The sequence below is a fragment of the Bacillus sp. MMSF_3353 genome (assembly GCF_030733445.1).
GTDB lineage: Bacteria > Bacillota > Bacilli > Bacillales > Bacillaceae_G > Bacillus_A > Bacillus_A wiedmannii.
In genome coordinates, this window is sequence record NZ_JASHJA010000001.1 from 616,259 (window position 1) to 633,892 (window position 17,634).

Here is a 17,634-nt window from a genome sequence, read left to right on the forward strand (position 1 = left end):
TCTTTTCATCTCCCTATAAAAAGCTTTATAGGGAGATGAAAAGAGATTTGACATCACATATGAAAAGAAGTGAAATAAATAGTATATTATAGTATAGGAAAAAAGAGCTATATCCCTTACAATACATGGAGAGGGAGAATATGATAGGTATTACAAGATAGAATCAATGAAAGTTTATGATTGCTCCTATTACTTGCAACGGGTGCAAGATTAAAATATATAACAAAATGGCAGAGAAGTGAGAGGAGGGGGATTTTTATGACAGTTACAATTAAAGATGTGGCGAAGAAGGCGAATGTAGCACCATCTACCGTTTCTCGTGTAATTGCTGATAATCCAAGTATAAGTGAAAAAACAAAGCGTCGTGTTCGGAAAGTAATGAGTGAACTAGGGTATCATCCCAATTTAAACGCAAGAAACCTAGCTAACCAAACAACAAAAACACTTGGTCTTGTTATGCCAAGTTCTGCAAGTAAAGCTTTTCAAAATCCGTTTTTCCCAGAAGTTATAAGAGGGATTAGTTCATTTGCACATGTGGAAGGGTATGCGCTTTATATGTCGACAGGTGAGACGGAAGATGAAATTTTTAATGGTGTTGTAAAGATGGTACAGGGGCGCCAAATTGGTGGCATTATTCTTTTATATTCAAGAGAGAATGATCGGATTATTCAATATTTGCATAAACAAAATTTCCCGTTTGTTTTAATTGGGAAACCGTATGATCGAAAAGATGAAATTACATATGTAGATAATGACAATTATACAGCTGCAAGAGAAGTAGCAGAATATTTGATTTCATTAGGTCATAAACAAATCGCGTTCATCGGCGGTGGATCAGATTTACTTGTAACGAGAGATCGTTTGGCTGGTATGAGTGATGCTTTAAAATTAGCGGACATTGTATTACCAAAAGAGTATATTTTACATTTTGATTTTTCGAGGGAAAGTGGTCAACAAGCCGTTGAGGAGTTAATGGGACTACAGCAACCACCGACAGCAATTGTGGCAACGGATGATTTAATTGGACTTGGTGTGTTAAGTGCTCTTTCTAAAAAAGGATTCGTTGTACCAAAGGATGTTTCCATTATAAGCTTTAACAATGCTTTATTATCAGAAATTGCGAGTCCGCCACTTTCGACAGTTGATGTGAATATTTATCAACTAGGATATGAGGCAGCAAAAGCTTTAGTGGATAAAGTAGAGAATGCAGAGTCTACTGCAAAGTGTATTATTATTCCTCATAAATTACTAAAGCGCCAAACTTGCGATCATTATGCAACAAAAAGCTGAGAGTTTAACTCTTAGCTTTTTGTTGTAGAAAGGCCTCTAATCGATCACAGCCTTCTTTTAAAGTTTCAATACTATACGCATAGGACAAGCGAAGATAGCCTTCACCATATTCAGAAAATGCAGTTCCAGGAACGACAGCTAGTCCAGCTTCTTTGACAAGGTCAAGTGCAAAATCAAATGATGAAGATGTTAAATGACCAACATATGGGAATAAGTAAAATGCACCTGTTGGCTTTTCAACTGTTAAGCCCATTTGAATGAGTCGATTATATACATAATCGCGGCGTTTCTTGTATTGATGACGCATCATTTTTGGTGCATCTTTAGCAGCTGTTAATGCTTCAATTGCAGCATATTGAGCGATTGAAGTAGCACACGTTACGTTGTATTGATGAACTTTTAGTATATGTCCTGCTAAATAGCTTGGTGCGAATAATAGACCGATACGCCAGCCAGTCATAGAATGAGATTTTGATAAACCGTTAATGACGATAGTCTTTTCACGCATTTCTGGGAAATGAGCGATAGATGTATGCTTTTGTTCATATACAAGTTCGCTATAAATTTCATCAGAAAGGACGAAAATATTTTTATCTTTTAAAACAGTTACAATATCCTGTAATTCTTCTTTTGATAAAGTTACACCAGTTGGATTAGAAGGATATGGCAGTACAACGCATCTTGTTTTTTCTGTAATAGCATTTTCTAGCGCTTCGGCTGTTAAACGGAAGCCAGTTTCACGAACATCGATAAAAATAGGTGTAGCACCGCATAATCGAATAATTGGTTCGTATCCTGGATAAATAGGGGCAGGTAAAATAACTTCTGTTCCTGGCTCTAAAATCGTTCGGAATGCAATATCAATTGCTTCACTAGCACCGATTGTAACGATGGTTTCGTTTTCAGGTGAATACTGTAAATCGTAGTTATCTTTTACAAAGTTACAAGCTGCCTTGCGTAATTCTAGTAAACCAGCGTTATGTGTATAGCTTGTATAATTTTCTGTAATAGCCCGTTTTGCCGCTTCTTTTACGAGAGAAGGCGTAGGGAAATCGGGTTGTCCAATTGTTAAAGAGATAAGATTATCATAGTTTTGAATCATGTTAGAGAATTGACGGATTCCAGAAATTTGGATGTCTTTCACTCTAGGATTAATGAATTGTTCCATTGTATCTCCCTTTCTTCCGTTTGAAAATTAAGTTCATTTTAACATATTTTCTATGATTTCGCTTGCGTATATGTTATGTAGAAAGAGAGGGATAATAGAAAAAAAGCCGCTGTAAGCGACTTTTTAATATCCGTACTCCCAATCTATTTCATCTTCATTCCAAAGTACAGAGGATACTTTGCCAAGGTGAACAACTGATTCATTCACAGCACATGTGCAATTTTCTTCTCCGGTTTTATGCTGTAACTCTTCATATACTGATTTTTCAACATTTTCTAGAACGACCAAATTTTCTTCTTTTAAAACAAGCGTAGTACCCGCCATATTTATCTTCCTCCTACTAAAATAATGATCACTTATTTGTAAACATAGATAGTATGGATTATATGCTGTATTTTGCTATAGTTGTCCGTCTCATGAAGTATTTTTTATTTTCTTTGTAATCCGTATTCATTGTATACTGTCAGGCAGAAATTTGGTACAGGGTTTACATTCATTTCGAAAATCTGTAACAATTATTATGTGCTGTTAACAAAGAATTAACAAATATGTTAAGAAAAATCAAAATTTTAAAACAAATAAACCCGTAAAATGATATAATCATATCAAAATACATATAGGGGATGAGAGGCTATGGAGCTGATCCGTGATTTAATGATCCAAATTGCCATCATTATTTTGCCACTATTTTTATATGAAGCGATTCGTTTAAATCGTTATCAAGAAATGCCTCCGAAGCCGAACCGCTACTTTATTATGTTTTTATCCAGCATTACACTCATTCTCTCCATGACATACTCTATTTGTTTTGGTGACATTTGTGGGTATAATTTTCACCCAATCCCGATTGTTAGTGGTTTTTTATATGGTGGGATTGTTGGTTTAATCCCGGCCGTTATTTTTGTTGCATATGAATGGGCGCTAAAGGGAATGAGCCTTCTTCCGGTCATAGAAGTAATATTTCTATTGATAGTTCCATTATTTTTATCAAAGAAATGGTCTCTATTTTCAAGGGATAAGAAGCTAATTTTAGCATTTATGATTTCATCATTGTACGTACTTGTTTCTTTAGTGATTGGTATGATTAACGTTCTGTTAGAAACGGGGTTTACACCACACATTTCACACTTATATAGCGGATATATATTTGCTTCGCTTATTATGGTTATGACTATGGTATTTCAAGTGTACTTAACAGAATATTTAAACGAAAATGCAATATTACGTACAGAGATGCAAAAGTCAGAAAAGCTTAATATTGTAAGTGAGTTGGCAGCAAGTGTTGCACATGAGGTTCGAAATCCGCTCACTGTTGTTCGTGGTTTTATTCAATTGTTAGAAAGTACGGAAGATGTGAAGAATAAGGATTATATGCGTCTCGTATTAGCCGAATTGGATCGGGCAGAACAAATTATTTCAGATTATTTGAATTTAGCAAGGCCGCAAATTGAGAAAAAAGAACACATTTGCTTATCCGCTCAATTAATTGAAATGACAACTCTTATGTCATCATTTGCAGCGATGCAAGGTGTATATTTGCAAGTTGAGATTTCTGAAAGTCTTTATACGATCGGTGATAAGACGAAATTGAAGCAAGCTATTATGAATGTTGTTAAAAATGGTATTGAAGCAATCCAAGGAAATAAAGGATATTTAAAAGTAACGGCTATGCAAAAAGATGAAACGATAGTAATAAGAGTTAAAGATAGTGGTGTTGGAATGACGAAAGAACAGTTAGTAAGACTGGGACAACCGTATTATTCTTTAAAAGAAAAAGGGACAGGATTAGGACTTATGGTAACATTTAGTATTTTACAAGCGCATAATGGTACGCTGGAATATAAAAGCGAAAGTGGGAAAGGAACTGAAGCGATTATTATATTGCCAGCTGTAAGAAATAAGGAATAAAAGTTACCGATGGAAGGTAACTTTTTATTTTATATAGGAAAAAAATATTATTTTATTCAGATGTTTTTTCTTGTTTTGATCGGCTAAATAAACTTCTAAATGATTGAAAAAAACTTTGTTCTTTCGAAGCTGCGACTAATCTTTTTGTTTCTTGAATTTCGCGAATCACTTGCATAAGTTGTGCATCCCGGTTGCTGTCTTTATTATAAATTTGATTTACGAGTTTATTCATTTTTTCCTCTTGCTTGGATTCTCGTTTATACATATGATTCATTAATAAGTCCATCTTTTCTTTTTGCAGGGCATCTGTTTGAGCGGCATGATCTACTAACTCTTGTAGCATTTTTTCTTGAGAGCCTTCTTTTACATAAACTTGTTGCATCAATTCATCTAGCTTTTCATCTTTTAAACGATTTTGGGTAATAAGGGTAGAATTTTGATGAATAATTGCTTCATTTAATTGAGCGAGCATTTCAAGTTTTAACATGAACTCCTCAAAGTTACGCCCATCTTCTTTTTCTTTCGTTTGTATTTCTTGCTTATCTTGTATAGCGGGTACAGGCGGGGCCTCTTTTTCTTTTAAAATAATAGGTATCGTTTCTGAAATATCTTCTTGCAGTTTAGCAGCTCTTTCATGTATAGATTTCAATAGTTTTAAATCATCCAGTTTATAAATACGAGCATCAGCTGTTTTTGAAATGATATAACCATGTTCCTCTAACAGTTGGCTATATTTACGGACTATATGTTTTGGGATGCCTGTTTTATTCGTGACATCTTTCGTTTTATAGATAGCTTCCATGTTATTTCCTCCCCAAAAAGTATCGTATATATCATTTCAATCTTTTATGAGGACTTCCTTTAAAAAAGAATGTCGGAAGGTTATTAGTTTTCTACAGCATTAGTGAAAAGATGAAGAAAAATGAGAGTTTTTGGCGGAATGGCGAAGAAGAGCTAAAATAATGTCTGAAAACATATACAGGAGAAGTTTGTTATAATAACTGAGGAAAAGAAACTGGTAGAAGCATGGAGGTATACATGAAGCAATTAAAAGGTATTATCATTTCAATTATTGCAATTCTTTCTATTGTAGTAGCGGTTTATGAAGTACTTGTTCCAGAGGAAACAAGTATCAAAAAAACGAATGCATATGATCAAGTTCTAGAATTTCCGAAAGAGCGATATCCAGAGACAGGGAAACATATTACGGATGCTATAAAAGAAGGACATTCAGAAGTTTGTACAATCGACCGTGGTGGTGCTGCGGATAGAAGAAAATTATCGTTAGCTCCATACCCATCAAAAAAAGGGTATGATCGTGATGAATGGCCAATGGCGATGTGTAAAGAAGGCGGAAAAGGGGCACATATTGAATATATAAGTCCAGCAGATAACCGCGGAGCAGGGTCTTGGGTAGGAAATAAGTTAGATAAATACCCAGATGGTACGCGTGTGAAATTTGACGTAAAGTAGTAGTTGCATATTTCATAATGAAGGAGAAGGGGAACGATGGAGTTAACAATTTCTTATTCGCAATTAATGTTGATGAACTATGACGGTGATCAGCCTTACGTAGACTGGACGGATGAAGATTTTGAAAGAGGTTATGCGAAGGTGGATGGAACTGTTATTTTTGAAGCACTCTCTGATTATACTTGTGAAGTAAAAGTGACCCCTGGGAAACATATTGAGAAAGAAGAGGTGATTAGAACGGTTACAGTTCCTTTTACAGTTAAAAATGAATGTATCGTTGTAACAAGTATTCTTTCGAATAAATTCCAAATCCCTATTCCGAATGGTGAGTATACGGTTGTATTACAGGCAACTCCTCTTGAAGAACCAACGGATGATGAATTATATAAAATACAATACGAATTCTTTTTTGAAAGTAAAGAATAAAAAATGGGTTATCCTCAAAAAGGATAACCCATTTTTGTTATGCGTTTGTTTTTAGCAGGGAACGAGCATCTTTTGCTGCTTGCACCATGTGTTCTAAAGCCGGGATAACTTCTTCCGTTCTTCTCGTTTTTAAACCACAATCAGGATTAATCCAGAAATATTTAGGATCACATACTTCTAAAGATTGTTCTACGATTTTATACATTTCATCTTTACTCGGTACACGTGGGCTATGAATATCATATACACCTAGACCGATGCCTTTTTCGTATGTTGTATGTTTTAATGTGTCAATAAATTCACCGTGACTTCTTGATGTTTCGATAGAAATCACATCTGCATCTAATGCGCGAATCGCATCAACAATATCTTCGAAGTTACTGTAACACATATGCGTATGAATTTGTGTTTCATTTGCTACAGAAGAAGTTGCTAAAAGGAAGGATTGTACTGCCCATGTAATATAAGCATCCCAATCTTTTTCTTTTAGTGGCATTCCTTCACGAAGTGCTGGCTCATCGACTTGGATTACTCGAATTCCGGAAGATTCAAGTAGTTCAATTTCGTGACGAAGAGCTAATGCAATTTGATACGAAACTTCTTTTCTTGGAATGTCATTTCGAACGAAGGACCAATTTAAAATCGTAACAGGTCCAGTTAACATTCCTTTTACAACTTTCTCTGTTAAGCTTTGTGCATAAACTGTTTCCTTAATAGTCATTCCGTTAATAAAGGCAACATCGCCATAAATAACAGGTGGTTTTACGCAGCGAGAACCGTATGATTGTACCCAACCGTTTTTAGTGAATGAGAAACCAGCAAGGCGCTCACCAAAATATTCGACCATGTCAGTTCTTTCGAATTCACCATGTACAAGAACATCAAGACCAATTTCTTCTTGGTAACGAATCCATTTTTCTGTCTCTTTTTCAATAAATTGTTCATATTGTTCATTTGAAATAACACCGTTACGCCATTCTTTTCGAGTTTGACGAACTTCAGTTGTTTGCGGGAAGCTACCAATAGTCGTTGTTGGTAATAACGGTAACTCCAGGGCAACTTGTTGTAATTCGTATCGTTTTTCAAATGGAAGAGGACGTGAAAAATCTTCTTCTTTTAGTGCTGTTCGTGCTGCTTTAACATCTTCTCGGTTACGTGCAGCAGATGAACGAATTGTATGATGTACATTTCGGTATGTTTCCAGCTCATTACTAATGCTTTCTGTACCTTGAGTAAGAGCGGAATGAATAAGAACTAACTCTTCTAATTTTTGATTTGCAAATGCTAACGCATCGAATAGCTCAGTTGATAAGTGAGTTTCTTCTGTTTTATCAATTGGCGTATGCAATAAGCTACAAGAAGGCTGAACGATGAAATCTTTCGTTTGGACTTGTTTTTGTAACGTTGTAAATAACGTAAGAACTTCATCAAGGTCAGCTCTCCAAATGTTACGGCCATCTATACAACCGACAGCTAAAGTTTTATCAGCTGGGAATCCATATTTTGAAATAGCATTTAGATTACCTTCTTTACCATGAACGAAATCTAATCCAATACCGGATACAGGGAATGTAATAATTTCTTCATAGTTTTCTTCTACACTATCAAAATATGTTTGTAAAAGAAGATTCGCATTTGGAACTTCTTTACGAATAGCTTCATAAATTTCTTTTGCTTGTTGAACTTCTTCTTTCGTTAAAGAAGCAAAAATCGGTTCATCAACTTGAATGACTTGTGCACCAGCTGCATGTAGTTCTGAAATCAGTTGTACGTAAGGTGCAACTAACTGTTTTAAAATCGTAGCAAATTGCTCTTGTGTGTAGCCTTTAGCTAATTTTAAGAAAGTATATGGTCCTAAAATAACAGGTTTTCCATCTACTCCTAATTCTTGTTTTGCCTCTTCGTATAAGCGAAGTGGACGATTATCTTTTAAAGAGATTTGTAATCCCTCTTCATATTCAGGAACGATATAATGATAGTTTGTGTTAAACCATTTTGTCATTTCAGAAGCTACGTGATCTTTAGAGCCACGCGCCATTGCGAAATATACATCAAGGTAAGATGTAAACTCAGAAAAACGTGATGGGATAAATCCTAGCATATAAGCAGTATCCAAAACGTGATCATAATATGTAAAGTCGCCAATTGGAATGAGTTCAATCCCTTTTTCTTGCTGTACTTTTACGTGTTGAAGGCGAATTGTTTTCATCTTTGTTAAAAATTGTTCTTCATCGATTTTATTGGACCAAAAAGCTTCCAATGTCTTTTTCCACTCTCGTTGTAGTCCGATACGTGGATAACCTAAGTTACTTGTTTGAATTGCCATTTTAAATTCCTCCCTAATTGAAAGTAAGCATTTCCGTTTACTAGGAAATACCTATAACAAAAAGCATAAAGGCATAGAAAATAAGCCTTCCTTTTTGTTTTAACACCTCATCATCATCCGTGAATCTATCAGTGTTGTTAAAACAGGCAGGTCTCCTGACTTATGCTTCATATAATCTCTTTTACCTTCCCGTTTTCACAGTGGCATAGAAAAGAAATCTCAGCATTTACAGTGGCGGGACCGTGTTGGAGTTTCACCAAGCTTCCCTTTTAAACACGAAACAAAATTTTCGTGTACCTATTTTCCTTTTGAAAGGAAGTTAACAAGCGATATGATATTGAAACAAATTCTAACACAATTTTTGGAATTTTGTCTACTGTTTTAAAATAAGAAAATTCTAAAGTTTTTTATTTTTATTATTCGGATTATTCTGGTTTTTATAAGGCGAAGAAAAGTAAGAGGAATTGAAAGTAAGTACGATTAAACATACAAAGAAGTATGTACTTGTACAGAGCTAAGATGCTAGTTATGTTACTTGAAAATTAATCCATATTCTGGAATAAGGAAGGGGATTGAATGGTTCATTTTGAAATAGTAAGTTATCACAAGAAAGAAAAAGGTTTCTGTATAAAGATACATATACTAAGTTTATAGAAATGGGGAATTTCAATTGGAACAAAGTACACAAAATATTTATTCACCACCAAAACATATAGTTTCAGCAGCGACAATTGTAATTAATGAACAAAAAGAAATCTTATTAATTAAGGGACCTAGAAGAGGATGGGAAATGCCAGGTGGACAAGTTGAAGAAGGAGAGTCTTTGAAGGATGCTGCAATAAGGGAGACTAAAGAGGAGACAGGTGTTGATATTGAAGTTTTAAAATTTTGTGGAGTATTCCAAAATGTGAACCATTCAATATGTAATACGTTGTTTTTAGCTAGACCAGTTGGAGGTAAACTAACGACTACACCAGAAAGTTTGGAAGTAGGGTTCTATCCTATTGAGCAGGCGTTAGAGATGGTGAATTTTATGAATTTCAGACAAAGAATTGAATACAGTTTGGATGAAAATCAACAACCTTTTTATATAGAATTTTAAGAAATAATCTTCTATTATGGGATGCCGGTGATAAATAAATCTTTGTTATATTTTTGAGTGCAGTGAAATAAGTATCTTATAGCGAAAATAAAACAAGCATCCCCGTCCTAAATTAGAACGGGGCTATGCTTGTTTTAGGGTGTAAAAAGAAATAACTTTATTGTCTTTTTACAGTTTCTTCTTTATAAGTTTAATTTGTATCTATATCAATTTCCGACAGTCGCCCTGCAACTGCATCTGTAAGGAGGGTGTTTAACCATTGCAATTCAACTGTAATATGTTCAATAACGCTTTGTAAAATATATAGTTGTGCACGTGGAATTTGTCCTTTACTACAATCATATATAGTTTGCATTTTATGTAAATATTGAACGGTATCATTTTTCTTTTTTTCTAAAATAGGAATTAACTCTTGATCATCACCAAAATGAGCGAAAGAGAGTGCTGAATAAATTGGTTTATATATTTGATTTTTTGCCTCGAATTGTTTTAATAGTAACGTGTGAAATAACCGTTTACCTTCTTCTGTTATATGAAAGATTGTTTTATCGGGTCTATTCGTATCCCGAACAATCGTGGTAATACGAATTGCACCCTGCTTTTCTAATTGCTCGAAGGCGTAGTAAAGTGATCCTTTTGCATATTTAATATAACAATCCATTTGTCGTTCTTTCATGATGTGCTGCACTTCATATGGATGTTTATCCCCTTCGAGTAGCAAGCCGAGAATGACTAGTTTCATGCTCATGCTGTCTCAACTCCTATAAATAAAAACTTTATACATAGTATAAACGGCATATCCGTTTTCATAAAGGGATATGCCGTTTCTTTTCTCTATATTAACTTACTTGCTTTTGTTTTTGTTTCGTTTTTGGACCTGTAAAGAGGCGTTCATTTCCCATAAGTAAAATACAAATAACACTTAGTACAGCCGGGATCAGTGCCCAGAAGAATGTACTGGCAATAGAGGTAGCGAGAGCATCTTTAATACCAGTTAATATTTCAGCTGGAATCTTCTCGGTAGCACCTTGTGATAATAAGAAACTTGTGTCTCCGCCTTTTGGAGCTAATTTAGCTAGTTCTGGAGGGAACACAGTGTTTAATTTAGTAGTAAAAATATGGTTTTGAATTGTACCAAAAATCGTTACACCAAGAGTCATACCGAGTGAACGGAAGAATGAGTTTGTTGATGTAGCAGAACCACGGTCTCGCATTTCTAACTTGTGGATAGAAGACATACTTAAAACTGAGAACGAGAAACCAACTCCAAGTCCAGTGAGAACCATAAATAGCGTTACAAGTAGACGAGGTGTATCCATTGTTAAAGTGCTTAGTAAATAAATACCAATTACGAAGAAAATGCCAGATACCATCATGATGTTACGATAGCTTGTTCGAGAAGCTAACTGTCCACCTGTTTGACTTCCAATTACAGAGCCAACCATCATAGGTGTTAAAATTAATCCAGCATTGGAGGCTGAACCACCGAGAACGCCTTGAACGAAGATTGGGATATAAACTGTACAGATAATAAAAGCGGCACCATAGAAAAAGGCAACGCCTTGGCTAGCTGCGAATAAAGGTTTTTTAAATAGATGGAAAGAAATGATAGGCTCAGTTGCTTTTCGTTCTACGAAGAAGAAAATAATAAGCATAATAACAACTGTTGTAAATAAACCGATAATTACAGTGGAATTCCATGCGTATTCTTTACCACCAAGTTCTAAGGCGAACATTAAGCAAACGATACTAATAACAAGTGTAATAGCGCCAGCCCAATCAATTTTTTGTTTTCTAAATTCTAGAGATTCACTGTAGTATTTAGTAATGAAGAAGAAGGAGATAATTCCTAATGGAATATTAATATAGAAGACCCAATGCCAACTTATATAGTCTGTAATATAAGCACCTAATAAAGGGCCAAATACACTAGATGTCCCGAAAACCGCACCAAATAGCCCTGTCATTTTTCCTCGCTTTTCTGGTGGGAATATATCGTACATAATCGTGAAGGCGATAGGCATAAGAGCACCGCCACCGATCCCTTGAATTGCTCTATAAATACTTAGTTGCTCAATACTAGATGCTGTCCCGCAAAGTGCAGAACCGAATAAGAAAAGAATGAGACCACCAATATAAAAGCGTTTCCGTCCGTACATATCAGAAAGTTTTCCGAAGATAGGCATCCCTGCCATTGTTGCTACCATATATGCAGACGTGACCCAAACAAACTTGTCAAATCCTCCTAGGTCTCCAACAATCGTTGCCATTGCTGTTGCAACGATTGTATTATCCATTGCCGCCATTAAAATACCAAGTAATAAACCTGCAACAACAAATTTTGTATTGTTAGAGTCTTTTTTTGATAATTGAGATTCCAAATATAACCCTCCTTTAATAATAAGTAAACTATATGAAGTTTTGAGTGCAGCGCATAAAAATTTGAAATATAGTTTTTAAAATTAATTTACATAAGTGCACTGACAAAGCCATAAAGAATATTATAGTCAAATTTGACTAAAAGGCAAACTTTTTCTTCCGCCAAAATATTCTGTTGTATGGACAGAGAAAGAGTGAGCAATACTTAGTATTGGTTTAAAGTCAATGAAGGAAATTGTAAAAAAATATTTCAGTAAGAATACCTTCTGTTAACAGAGGAAAAATGGTTTTTTCTTTATATTGTCGAATAGGATAAAAGAAAGAGTAATAACTATATATCGTTTGTAACAAGCTTTATTAATATTGTGTGGAGAGGCAGAATAAGGTCGTATGGATATGATGCATCTGAAATGGGGTGAATATTATTATGAAAATCTGGAAACGAATTTCAGATCAAGGTAGGCGTTCAATGCCGCTACAACCGGTGTTATGGATTGATGGCTCAAAAAAAGAAAACGAATGTCCTAATGTAGCAGTTACATTGCAAATCCGTAGTATGTATAAAGAAAAATTTGCATATGAACTGACCTATGATGTAAATGACATACTTATTATTCGAATTGAAGTTGAAAATAAAGGAATGGAAATGATTTCACGAGTTGTAGTAAGTCATATGATTCGAGATTATTTTGCCTATATTCCAAACTCATTAAAGGCTGATAAGGGGATGAGTGAGTTCCTGTTCCAGCTTGTAAGGTGGCGGATTGATAATTTATTACCGAATGAGAAGGTAGAACTAATTTGTAAAATAAAAGCAAATAAAGATAAAGCACTTAAAAACGCATTATTTCAGGCTACATATACATTTCAATATAAAGGAGTATCATATGGTCCACTGCAAACAAATGAAGTTGTTGTGCGGCAATGATAAAAAGGAACCTGTAAGAAAGGTTCCTTTTTTAATGAAGATTGTGTTTTTTGAGTACTTTTTTTTGCTCGATTCCTTTTTTTCCTACATAATTATTTTTATAACCAAAATATAAAATGAAAAGAAAGGAAGCAACATTTACAATAGCATCAATTTGATCGTTTGTAATAAAGTTCACTCCGAAAGAATTAAACAGTAATTTTAATGATAATAGAAAACCTGCTAGTAAACGTATAATATCTGATAGATTCTCTTTTTGTAGCATATAAGTCACCTCTTTCTAAAACGATATATAGTATATATATGAAATAGAATAGAAATGGTAGACAAGCTTAAGCGGAAATGTACACTCAATATGTACATTTTTTATTTTGTAGAAAAACATAATTGTTATAGAAACATATATTGGTATAGAAAGGAGGGGAAGTATGAAACATAAAGGGAAAATTAGTGGGTTATTACTTGGGAATACAGTGGCAGTTACAGAATGGATTGCGCTTCAGGATGTAATTACAAAACTGGATTCGCGATCATTTTATACCGTCTTTATTATTTATATATTGCAAATGATACTCAGCTATTATTTTGGACATTGGTATGATAAAAGAGCGAGTGGGCGTATGGATACGGAAGTAGGGGGAATGGCAAGTAATGATTTTGTAGTTGATTTCTTTGAGAAAGTAGCTGCTTTATCAGAACGGGATTCTCATAATATTACAGTGTACATTCTTTCTGTGAAAGAATGGAAAGAACTAAAAGAAACAGTGCAAGAAAAAAAATTGGAGGTGTTAGTACAAAAATTGGAGAGTACGATTGTAAAGACAATTCGTAAAGGAGATGTCGTTACTAGGTGGGATGAAAATAAGTATGTTATTGTGGCGATTGATAACGGACATGAAAAGTCGACAATAACAAATCGATTAATGAAAAATATTGAAAGTGAAATAGAAAATGGTTTGTTAAGTATGACGCTATTATTTGGAGCTGCTAGTTATCCAATAGGAGGAAAAACTTTTGAAGAATTGTTAAGAAAGGCACAAAATCAATTGTACCAGCATAGGGATTTGTAAGAAAATGAGTGAAACTTTGATTTAAAGAAATATGATATGAAGAAGTTTTTAATGTAACATTTTTTTGACTTTTATTACAAAAAGAACTTTTATTGTAATAAAAGTCTTTAAAAATATATGGAATAAGCATATAATTATGATGGATGTGTCAATGCATTTTGCACAATGTGTTTCATTTTAAAAGTGTAGAGGGAAGCATGCTCTACACTTTTCCTTTTTAGGGAATGACAAGAATAATTGTAAGTTGTTGCAAGTTAGCATTTAAACTGTGTAAAATGAACAAAGAAATTATTTGATAGAAAGCGGAAAGGGAATGATAGAATGATAGACGTGAGAGAACAACGAACATCTTTTATCAGGTGAATTATTACTGTTGTTCTTCAAATTATTATGGCTGTGATGAATTCCGTTGTACTTTTATGTAATACATAGTATGAACAAGTTTTAAAAAGTACCAAGTAAAAGTATATGTAAAGATGGATACGAAACTGCTATTGAGTTCAAAGACGCAAAATGTAATTTCAAGTAATACAATTTGACAAGTATAATAAATAATATCAATGATTTTCGTAAAAAAGGTGCGAGTGTGGAGTTTATAGAAGGGTATATAATTTTCATAGCTTTTTACACGATGATCGTATATAAGTAGGAGGAAAAAGATGTTGAAGTATAGTAAATTAGCAATTGTAACTGCATTATCAATGACTTTATTAGCTGGTTGTTTCGGGCCGAAACCAGAAGAGGAATTATATGTTGCGTTTGAAAATGCTGCAAAGCAAGAAAAAACAATGTTTGAAGATGCAAAGAAACTTGAAACTTTAGAGAAAGAAGGACAAGAATTATATAACCAGATTGTTCAAGAAGGAAAAGATAATAATCAAACTGTTAAGGAAAAACTGAACCAAGCAGTGAAAAATACAGATGAACGAGAAAAAGTGCTAAAAAAAGAAAAAGAATCTTTAAATAAGGCACAAGAAGAAGTGAAATCAGTAGATAAATATGTGAAGAAAATTGAAGATAAGAAATTGAAAGATCAAGCAGGTAAAGTGAAAAGCGCATATGAGAAACGACAAGATTCATTTAACAAGATGTATGATAGCTATAATAAATCGTTAAAACAAGAAAAAGAATTATATACAATGTTACAAGATAAAGGTACAAAATTAAAAGATATTAGTGAAAAGGTAAAAGTAGTAAATCAATCTTATAAGGATATTGAATCAGAAAAAGACAAGTTTAATGAATTTACGAAATCTTATAATACAGAAAAAATAGCTTTTTATAAACAAGCAAATATTAAAATTAAAGAAGAGAAAAAATAAAACAGTTTGGCCTACAATTGGCCAAACTGTTTTATTTTTTTGTATAAGTACGACTATACCATGGAACAGGTTCACTTAATTTTTTTTCTTGTTTCAATGCTTCAGGACCAATATAATCTTGAAGTGTTTTTTTTGCTACTGTTAAAGATAAGGTTGTTTTCGGATTTCGATAGGAGGATTCAAGATGACCAAGATGTGGTAGGATTCGAAAATCTTCTTTGGTAGGAGGAATATGGAAAAAATAATCACCTAAACGTATAAGAACATCAGATTGTTGTTGGCTAAAACGTGGATTTCTAGAAAAATGTAATCCTTCTTTAATAGCTTTTTTCTCAGCAATTAAGCGTTCTAAAGCCGTCTTTTTTAACCAGTATAAATACTTCGGATTAGTTGCAGCTTTAGCATGACGATTCACAACGAAAATAGATTGAGCTAGTCGATTAATAGAATGTTGGTTTTGTAATTGAGATTGTGGTTGTGAAGGCTTCATATTGAATCTCCTTTCAATTTTTCATTATTATAACATAAATAAAAGAGGTTTTTATTATATGCAAAAAGTGATTGTATATATTTTCAATATTAAAGCAATATTGTTACAAAAAACAACTATTTTGTATAATAGTAATAGAACGTGTTTTAGAAATTTGATAATGAAAGAGTGAGAAGTTTGAAAGAAATATTAAAACAGCAATATGCCATTATAGATATTGGATCTAATACAATGCGTTTAGTTATTTATGAAAAGCAAAACGGAGGTTTTTATAAGGAGATTGAAAATACGAAAGTGGTTGCTCGGCTAAGGAATTACTTAATTGATGGTGTGTTAAATGAAGAAGGAATAGAGGTATTGTTACAAACGTTATTTCAATTTCAAGAAAGTACACGATTCCACCAGTTGCATCATGTACTTTGTGTTGCAACAGCAACAATTAGACAGGCTGAGAATCAAGAGGCAATTAAAAAACTGGTTGAAGGACAAACAGACTTTACTCTTAGAGTCTTATCAGAATATGAAGAAGCACGTTACGGCTATTTAGCGGTTATGAATTCAACTTCGTTCTCTGAAGGAATTACAGTAGATATTGGTGGAGGAAGTACAGAAGTTACATATTTTCGAAATAGAGAGATTCTAGAGTACCATAGCTTTCCCTTTGGAGCACTTTCTTTAAAGCAACAATTTATTAAAGAGGATATACCTACTGAAGACGAGTTGGAAAAGATTCAAACGTACTTAGAATATCAATTTCGAACATTACCATGGTTAATTGATAAGAAATTGCCTCTTATTGCAATTGGTGGTAGTGCGAGGAACTTAGTGAAAATCCATCAAAATTTAATTTGTTATCCTATAGCAGGGGTACATTTATATAAAATGAAAGAAGAAGATATTAAAAATGTGAAAGAAGAATTGGAAGCATTGTCGTTCATAGAACTTCAAAAATTGGAAGGATTGGCAAAAGATCGAGCAGATACAATTATTCCAGCAGTCGAAGTTTTTCATACGCTTGTTAATGTTATAGAGGCACCAGCATTTGTGTTAAGTAGAAAAGGGTTACGAGAAGGTGTTTTCTATGAAGAGTTGACAAAAGATTTGGGGATTTCATATTATCCGAACGTAGTCGAAGAAAGTTTGTATTTATTATCACATGAATATGAAATGGATATGGAATTTGTAATGCAGCTTATTAAACATGGAAGACTCATTTGTCAACAACTTGAAGAAACAGGGCTGATTTCTATGTCAGTAAAAGACTGGGAAGTATTCCATCAAGCAGCGAAAGTATTTAATATAGGTAAATATATAGACGAAGAAGCGAGCCGCTTACATACGTTTTATTTATTAGCGAATAAAACAATTGATGGGATGATGCATAAAGAGCGAGTTAGATTAGCGCTTATTGCGTCTTATAAATCAAAAATGTTATTCAAACAACATTTGTCCCCATTTGAAGGATGGTTTGATAAAAATGAACAAAAAAAAATCCGCCTATTAGGGGCTGTTTTACAGTTTTCAGCAGCTCTGAATATAAGACAAAGATCGCTTGTTGAATCGATATCTATAACAGAAAGTAAAGAAGGATTAACATTTAAAATTGTATGTGAGCAATCGGCATTAGCGGAAAAAGTGCAAGCTGAAAAACAAAAAAAGCAGCTGGAAAGAGTGTTGAAAACGACTATTAATTTATCCTTCGAATCAAAACGTTAAGTTGTACGGATGTCTTTACAAAAAATTAACACCTTG

Annotated in this window: 17 protein-coding genes and 1 riboswitch; of the genes, 9 read left to right on the forward strand and 8 right to left on the reverse strand. The window is 33.8% G+C overall.

The window, feature by feature from the left end; translation table 11 throughout:
• The first annotated feature begins 258 nt into the window (after positions 1-258).
• Positions 259-1,290 carry a maltose operon transcriptional repressor MalR gene (gene malR, locus RBB48_RS03370; protein ID WP_048546170.1) on the forward strand — a complete coding sequence of 344 codons (1,032 nt, stop codon included), beginning with the start codon at positions 259-261 and terminating at the stop codon, positions 1,288-1,290.
• Positions 1,291-1,294: 4 nt separating this feature from the next.
• Here the strand turns inward: malR and RBB48_RS03375 are convergent, their stop codons facing one another.
• Both RBB48_RS03375 and RBB48_RS03380 read right to left on the reverse strand, forming a co-directional pair.
• A complete protein-coding gene (locus RBB48_RS03375) occupies positions 1,295-2,458 on the reverse strand; it encodes an aminotransferase A (RefSeq protein WP_000434595.1) in 1,164 nt (387 codons plus the stop codon).
• Between the two features lie 123 nt (positions 2,459-2,581).
• On the reverse strand, positions 2,582-2,782 hold the full coding sequence (locus tag RBB48_RS03380) for a hypothetical protein (RefSeq protein ID WP_000929285.1): 201 nt from the start codon (positions 2,780-2,782) through the stop codon (positions 2,582-2,584).
• A gap of 309 nt (positions 2,783-3,091) precedes the next feature.
• On the opposite strand from RBB48_RS03380, the gene kinB reads away from it, so the two are divergent.
• Positions 3,092-4,366: a sporulation sensor histidine kinase KinB gene (kinB, locus tag RBB48_RS03385; RefSeq protein WP_000420378.1), complete on the forward strand. Its 1,275-nt coding sequence runs from the start codon at positions 3,092-3,094 to the stop codon at positions 4,364-4,366.
• 52 nt (positions 4,367-4,418) lie between these two features.
• Here kinB and RBB48_RS03390 read toward each other — a convergent pair whose 3' ends face one another.
• Positions 4,419-5,168 (reverse strand): DUF3967 domain-containing protein, encoded by a 750-nt coding sequence (locus RBB48_RS03390; protein WP_000387495.1) that lies wholly within the window; start codon positions 5,166-5,168, stop codon positions 4,419-4,421.
• Between the two features lie 236 nt (positions 5,169-5,404).
• On the opposite strand from RBB48_RS03390, the gene nucA reads away from it, so the two are divergent.
• On the forward strand, positions 5,405-5,839 hold the full coding sequence (gene nucA, locus RBB48_RS03395; protein WP_000811502.1) for a DNA-entry nuclease: 435 nt from the start codon (positions 5,405-5,407) through the stop codon (positions 5,837-5,839).
• A 36-nt stretch (positions 5,840-5,875) separates the two neighbouring features.
• Positions 5,876-6,265 carry a competence protein ComJ gene (gene comJ, locus RBB48_RS03400; protein WP_048546163.1) on the forward strand — a complete coding sequence of 130 codons (390 nt, stop codon included), beginning with the start codon at positions 5,876-5,878 and terminating at the stop codon, positions 6,263-6,265.
• Positions 6,266-6,302: 37 nt separating this feature from the next.
• On the opposite strand, the gene metE is transcribed toward comJ, so the two are convergent.
• Positions 6,303-8,591, reverse strand: a complete 2,289-nt coding sequence (gene metE / locus RBB48_RS03405; RefSeq protein ID WP_088064326.1) for a 5-methyltetrahydropteroyltriglutamate--homocysteine S-methyltransferase — start codon at positions 8,589-8,591, stop codon at positions 6,303-6,305.
• Positions 8,592-8,719: 128 nt separating this feature from the next.
• Positions 8,720-8,907: riboswitch (cobalamin riboswitch) on the reverse strand.
• A gap of 354 nt (positions 8,908-9,261) precedes the next feature.
• Here metE and RBB48_RS03410 point away from each other — a divergent pair.
• Positions 9,262-9,693 (forward strand): NUDIX hydrolase, encoded by a 432-nt coding sequence (locus tag RBB48_RS03410; protein WP_046957439.1) that lies wholly within the window; start codon positions 9,262-9,264, stop codon positions 9,691-9,693.
• A gap of 190 nt (positions 9,694-9,883) precedes the next feature.
• Here RBB48_RS03410 and RBB48_RS03415 read toward each other — a convergent pair whose 3' ends face one another.
• Together RBB48_RS03415 and RBB48_RS03420 are read right to left on the reverse strand one after the other, a co-directional pair.
• Entirely contained in the window at positions 9,884-10,441 is a 558-nt protein-coding gene (locus tag RBB48_RS03415) for a PadR family transcriptional regulator (RefSeq protein WP_060488391.1), read from the reverse strand.
• Between the two features lie 91 nt (positions 10,442-10,532).
• The gene (locus tag RBB48_RS03420; RefSeq protein WP_088064325.1) at positions 10,533-12,074 is read right to left on the reverse strand and encodes an MDR family MFS transporter; all 1,542 of its coding nucleotides are present in this window, start codon (positions 12,072-12,074) and stop codon (positions 10,533-10,535) included.
• Positions 12,075-12,499: 425 nt separating this feature from the next.
• On the opposite strand from RBB48_RS03420, the gene RBB48_RS03425 reads away from it, so the two are divergent.
• Positions 12,500-13,000: a hypothetical protein gene (locus tag RBB48_RS03425; protein WP_088064324.1), complete on the forward strand. Its 501-nt coding sequence runs from the start codon at positions 12,500-12,502 to the stop codon at positions 12,998-13,000.
• Between the two features lie 31 nt (positions 13,001-13,031).
• Here the strand turns inward: RBB48_RS03425 and RBB48_RS03430 are convergent, their stop codons facing one another.
• Positions 13,032-13,265 (reverse strand): SPP1 phage holin family protein, encoded by a 234-nt coding sequence (locus RBB48_RS03430; RefSeq protein WP_000939452.1) that lies wholly within the window; start codon positions 13,263-13,265, stop codon positions 13,032-13,034.
• A 163-nt stretch (positions 13,266-13,428) separates the two neighbouring features.
• Here RBB48_RS03430 and RBB48_RS03435 point away from each other — a divergent pair, with 163 nt between their 5' ends.
• Together RBB48_RS03435 and RBB48_RS03440 are read left to right on the forward strand one after the other, a co-directional pair.
• Positions 13,429-14,070 carry a diguanylate cyclase domain-containing protein gene (locus tag RBB48_RS03435; RefSeq protein ID WP_087985096.1) on the forward strand — a complete coding sequence of 214 codons (642 nt, stop codon included), beginning with the start codon at positions 13,429-13,431 and terminating at the stop codon, positions 14,068-14,070.
• Between the two features lie 659 nt (positions 14,071-14,729).
• Positions 14,730-15,392 (forward strand): YkyA family protein, encoded by a 663-nt coding sequence (locus tag RBB48_RS03440; protein ID WP_088064323.1) that lies wholly within the window; start codon positions 14,730-14,732, stop codon positions 15,390-15,392.
• 31 nt (positions 15,393-15,423) lie between these two features.
• On the opposite strand, the gene RBB48_RS03445 is transcribed toward RBB48_RS03440, so the two are convergent.
• Positions 15,424-15,882, reverse strand: a complete 459-nt coding sequence (locus tag RBB48_RS03445) for a YkyB family protein (protein WP_000804864.1) — start codon at positions 15,880-15,882, stop codon at positions 15,424-15,426.
• Positions 15,883-16,059: 177 nt separating this feature from the next.
• Between RBB48_RS03445 and ppx the strand changes: the two genes are divergently transcribed.
• Positions 16,060-17,598 (forward strand): exopolyphosphatase, encoded by a 1,539-nt coding sequence (ppx, locus tag RBB48_RS03450; RefSeq protein ID WP_046956440.1) that lies wholly within the window; start codon positions 16,060-16,062, stop codon positions 17,596-17,598.
• Positions 17,599-17,634: the final 36 nt, after the last annotated feature.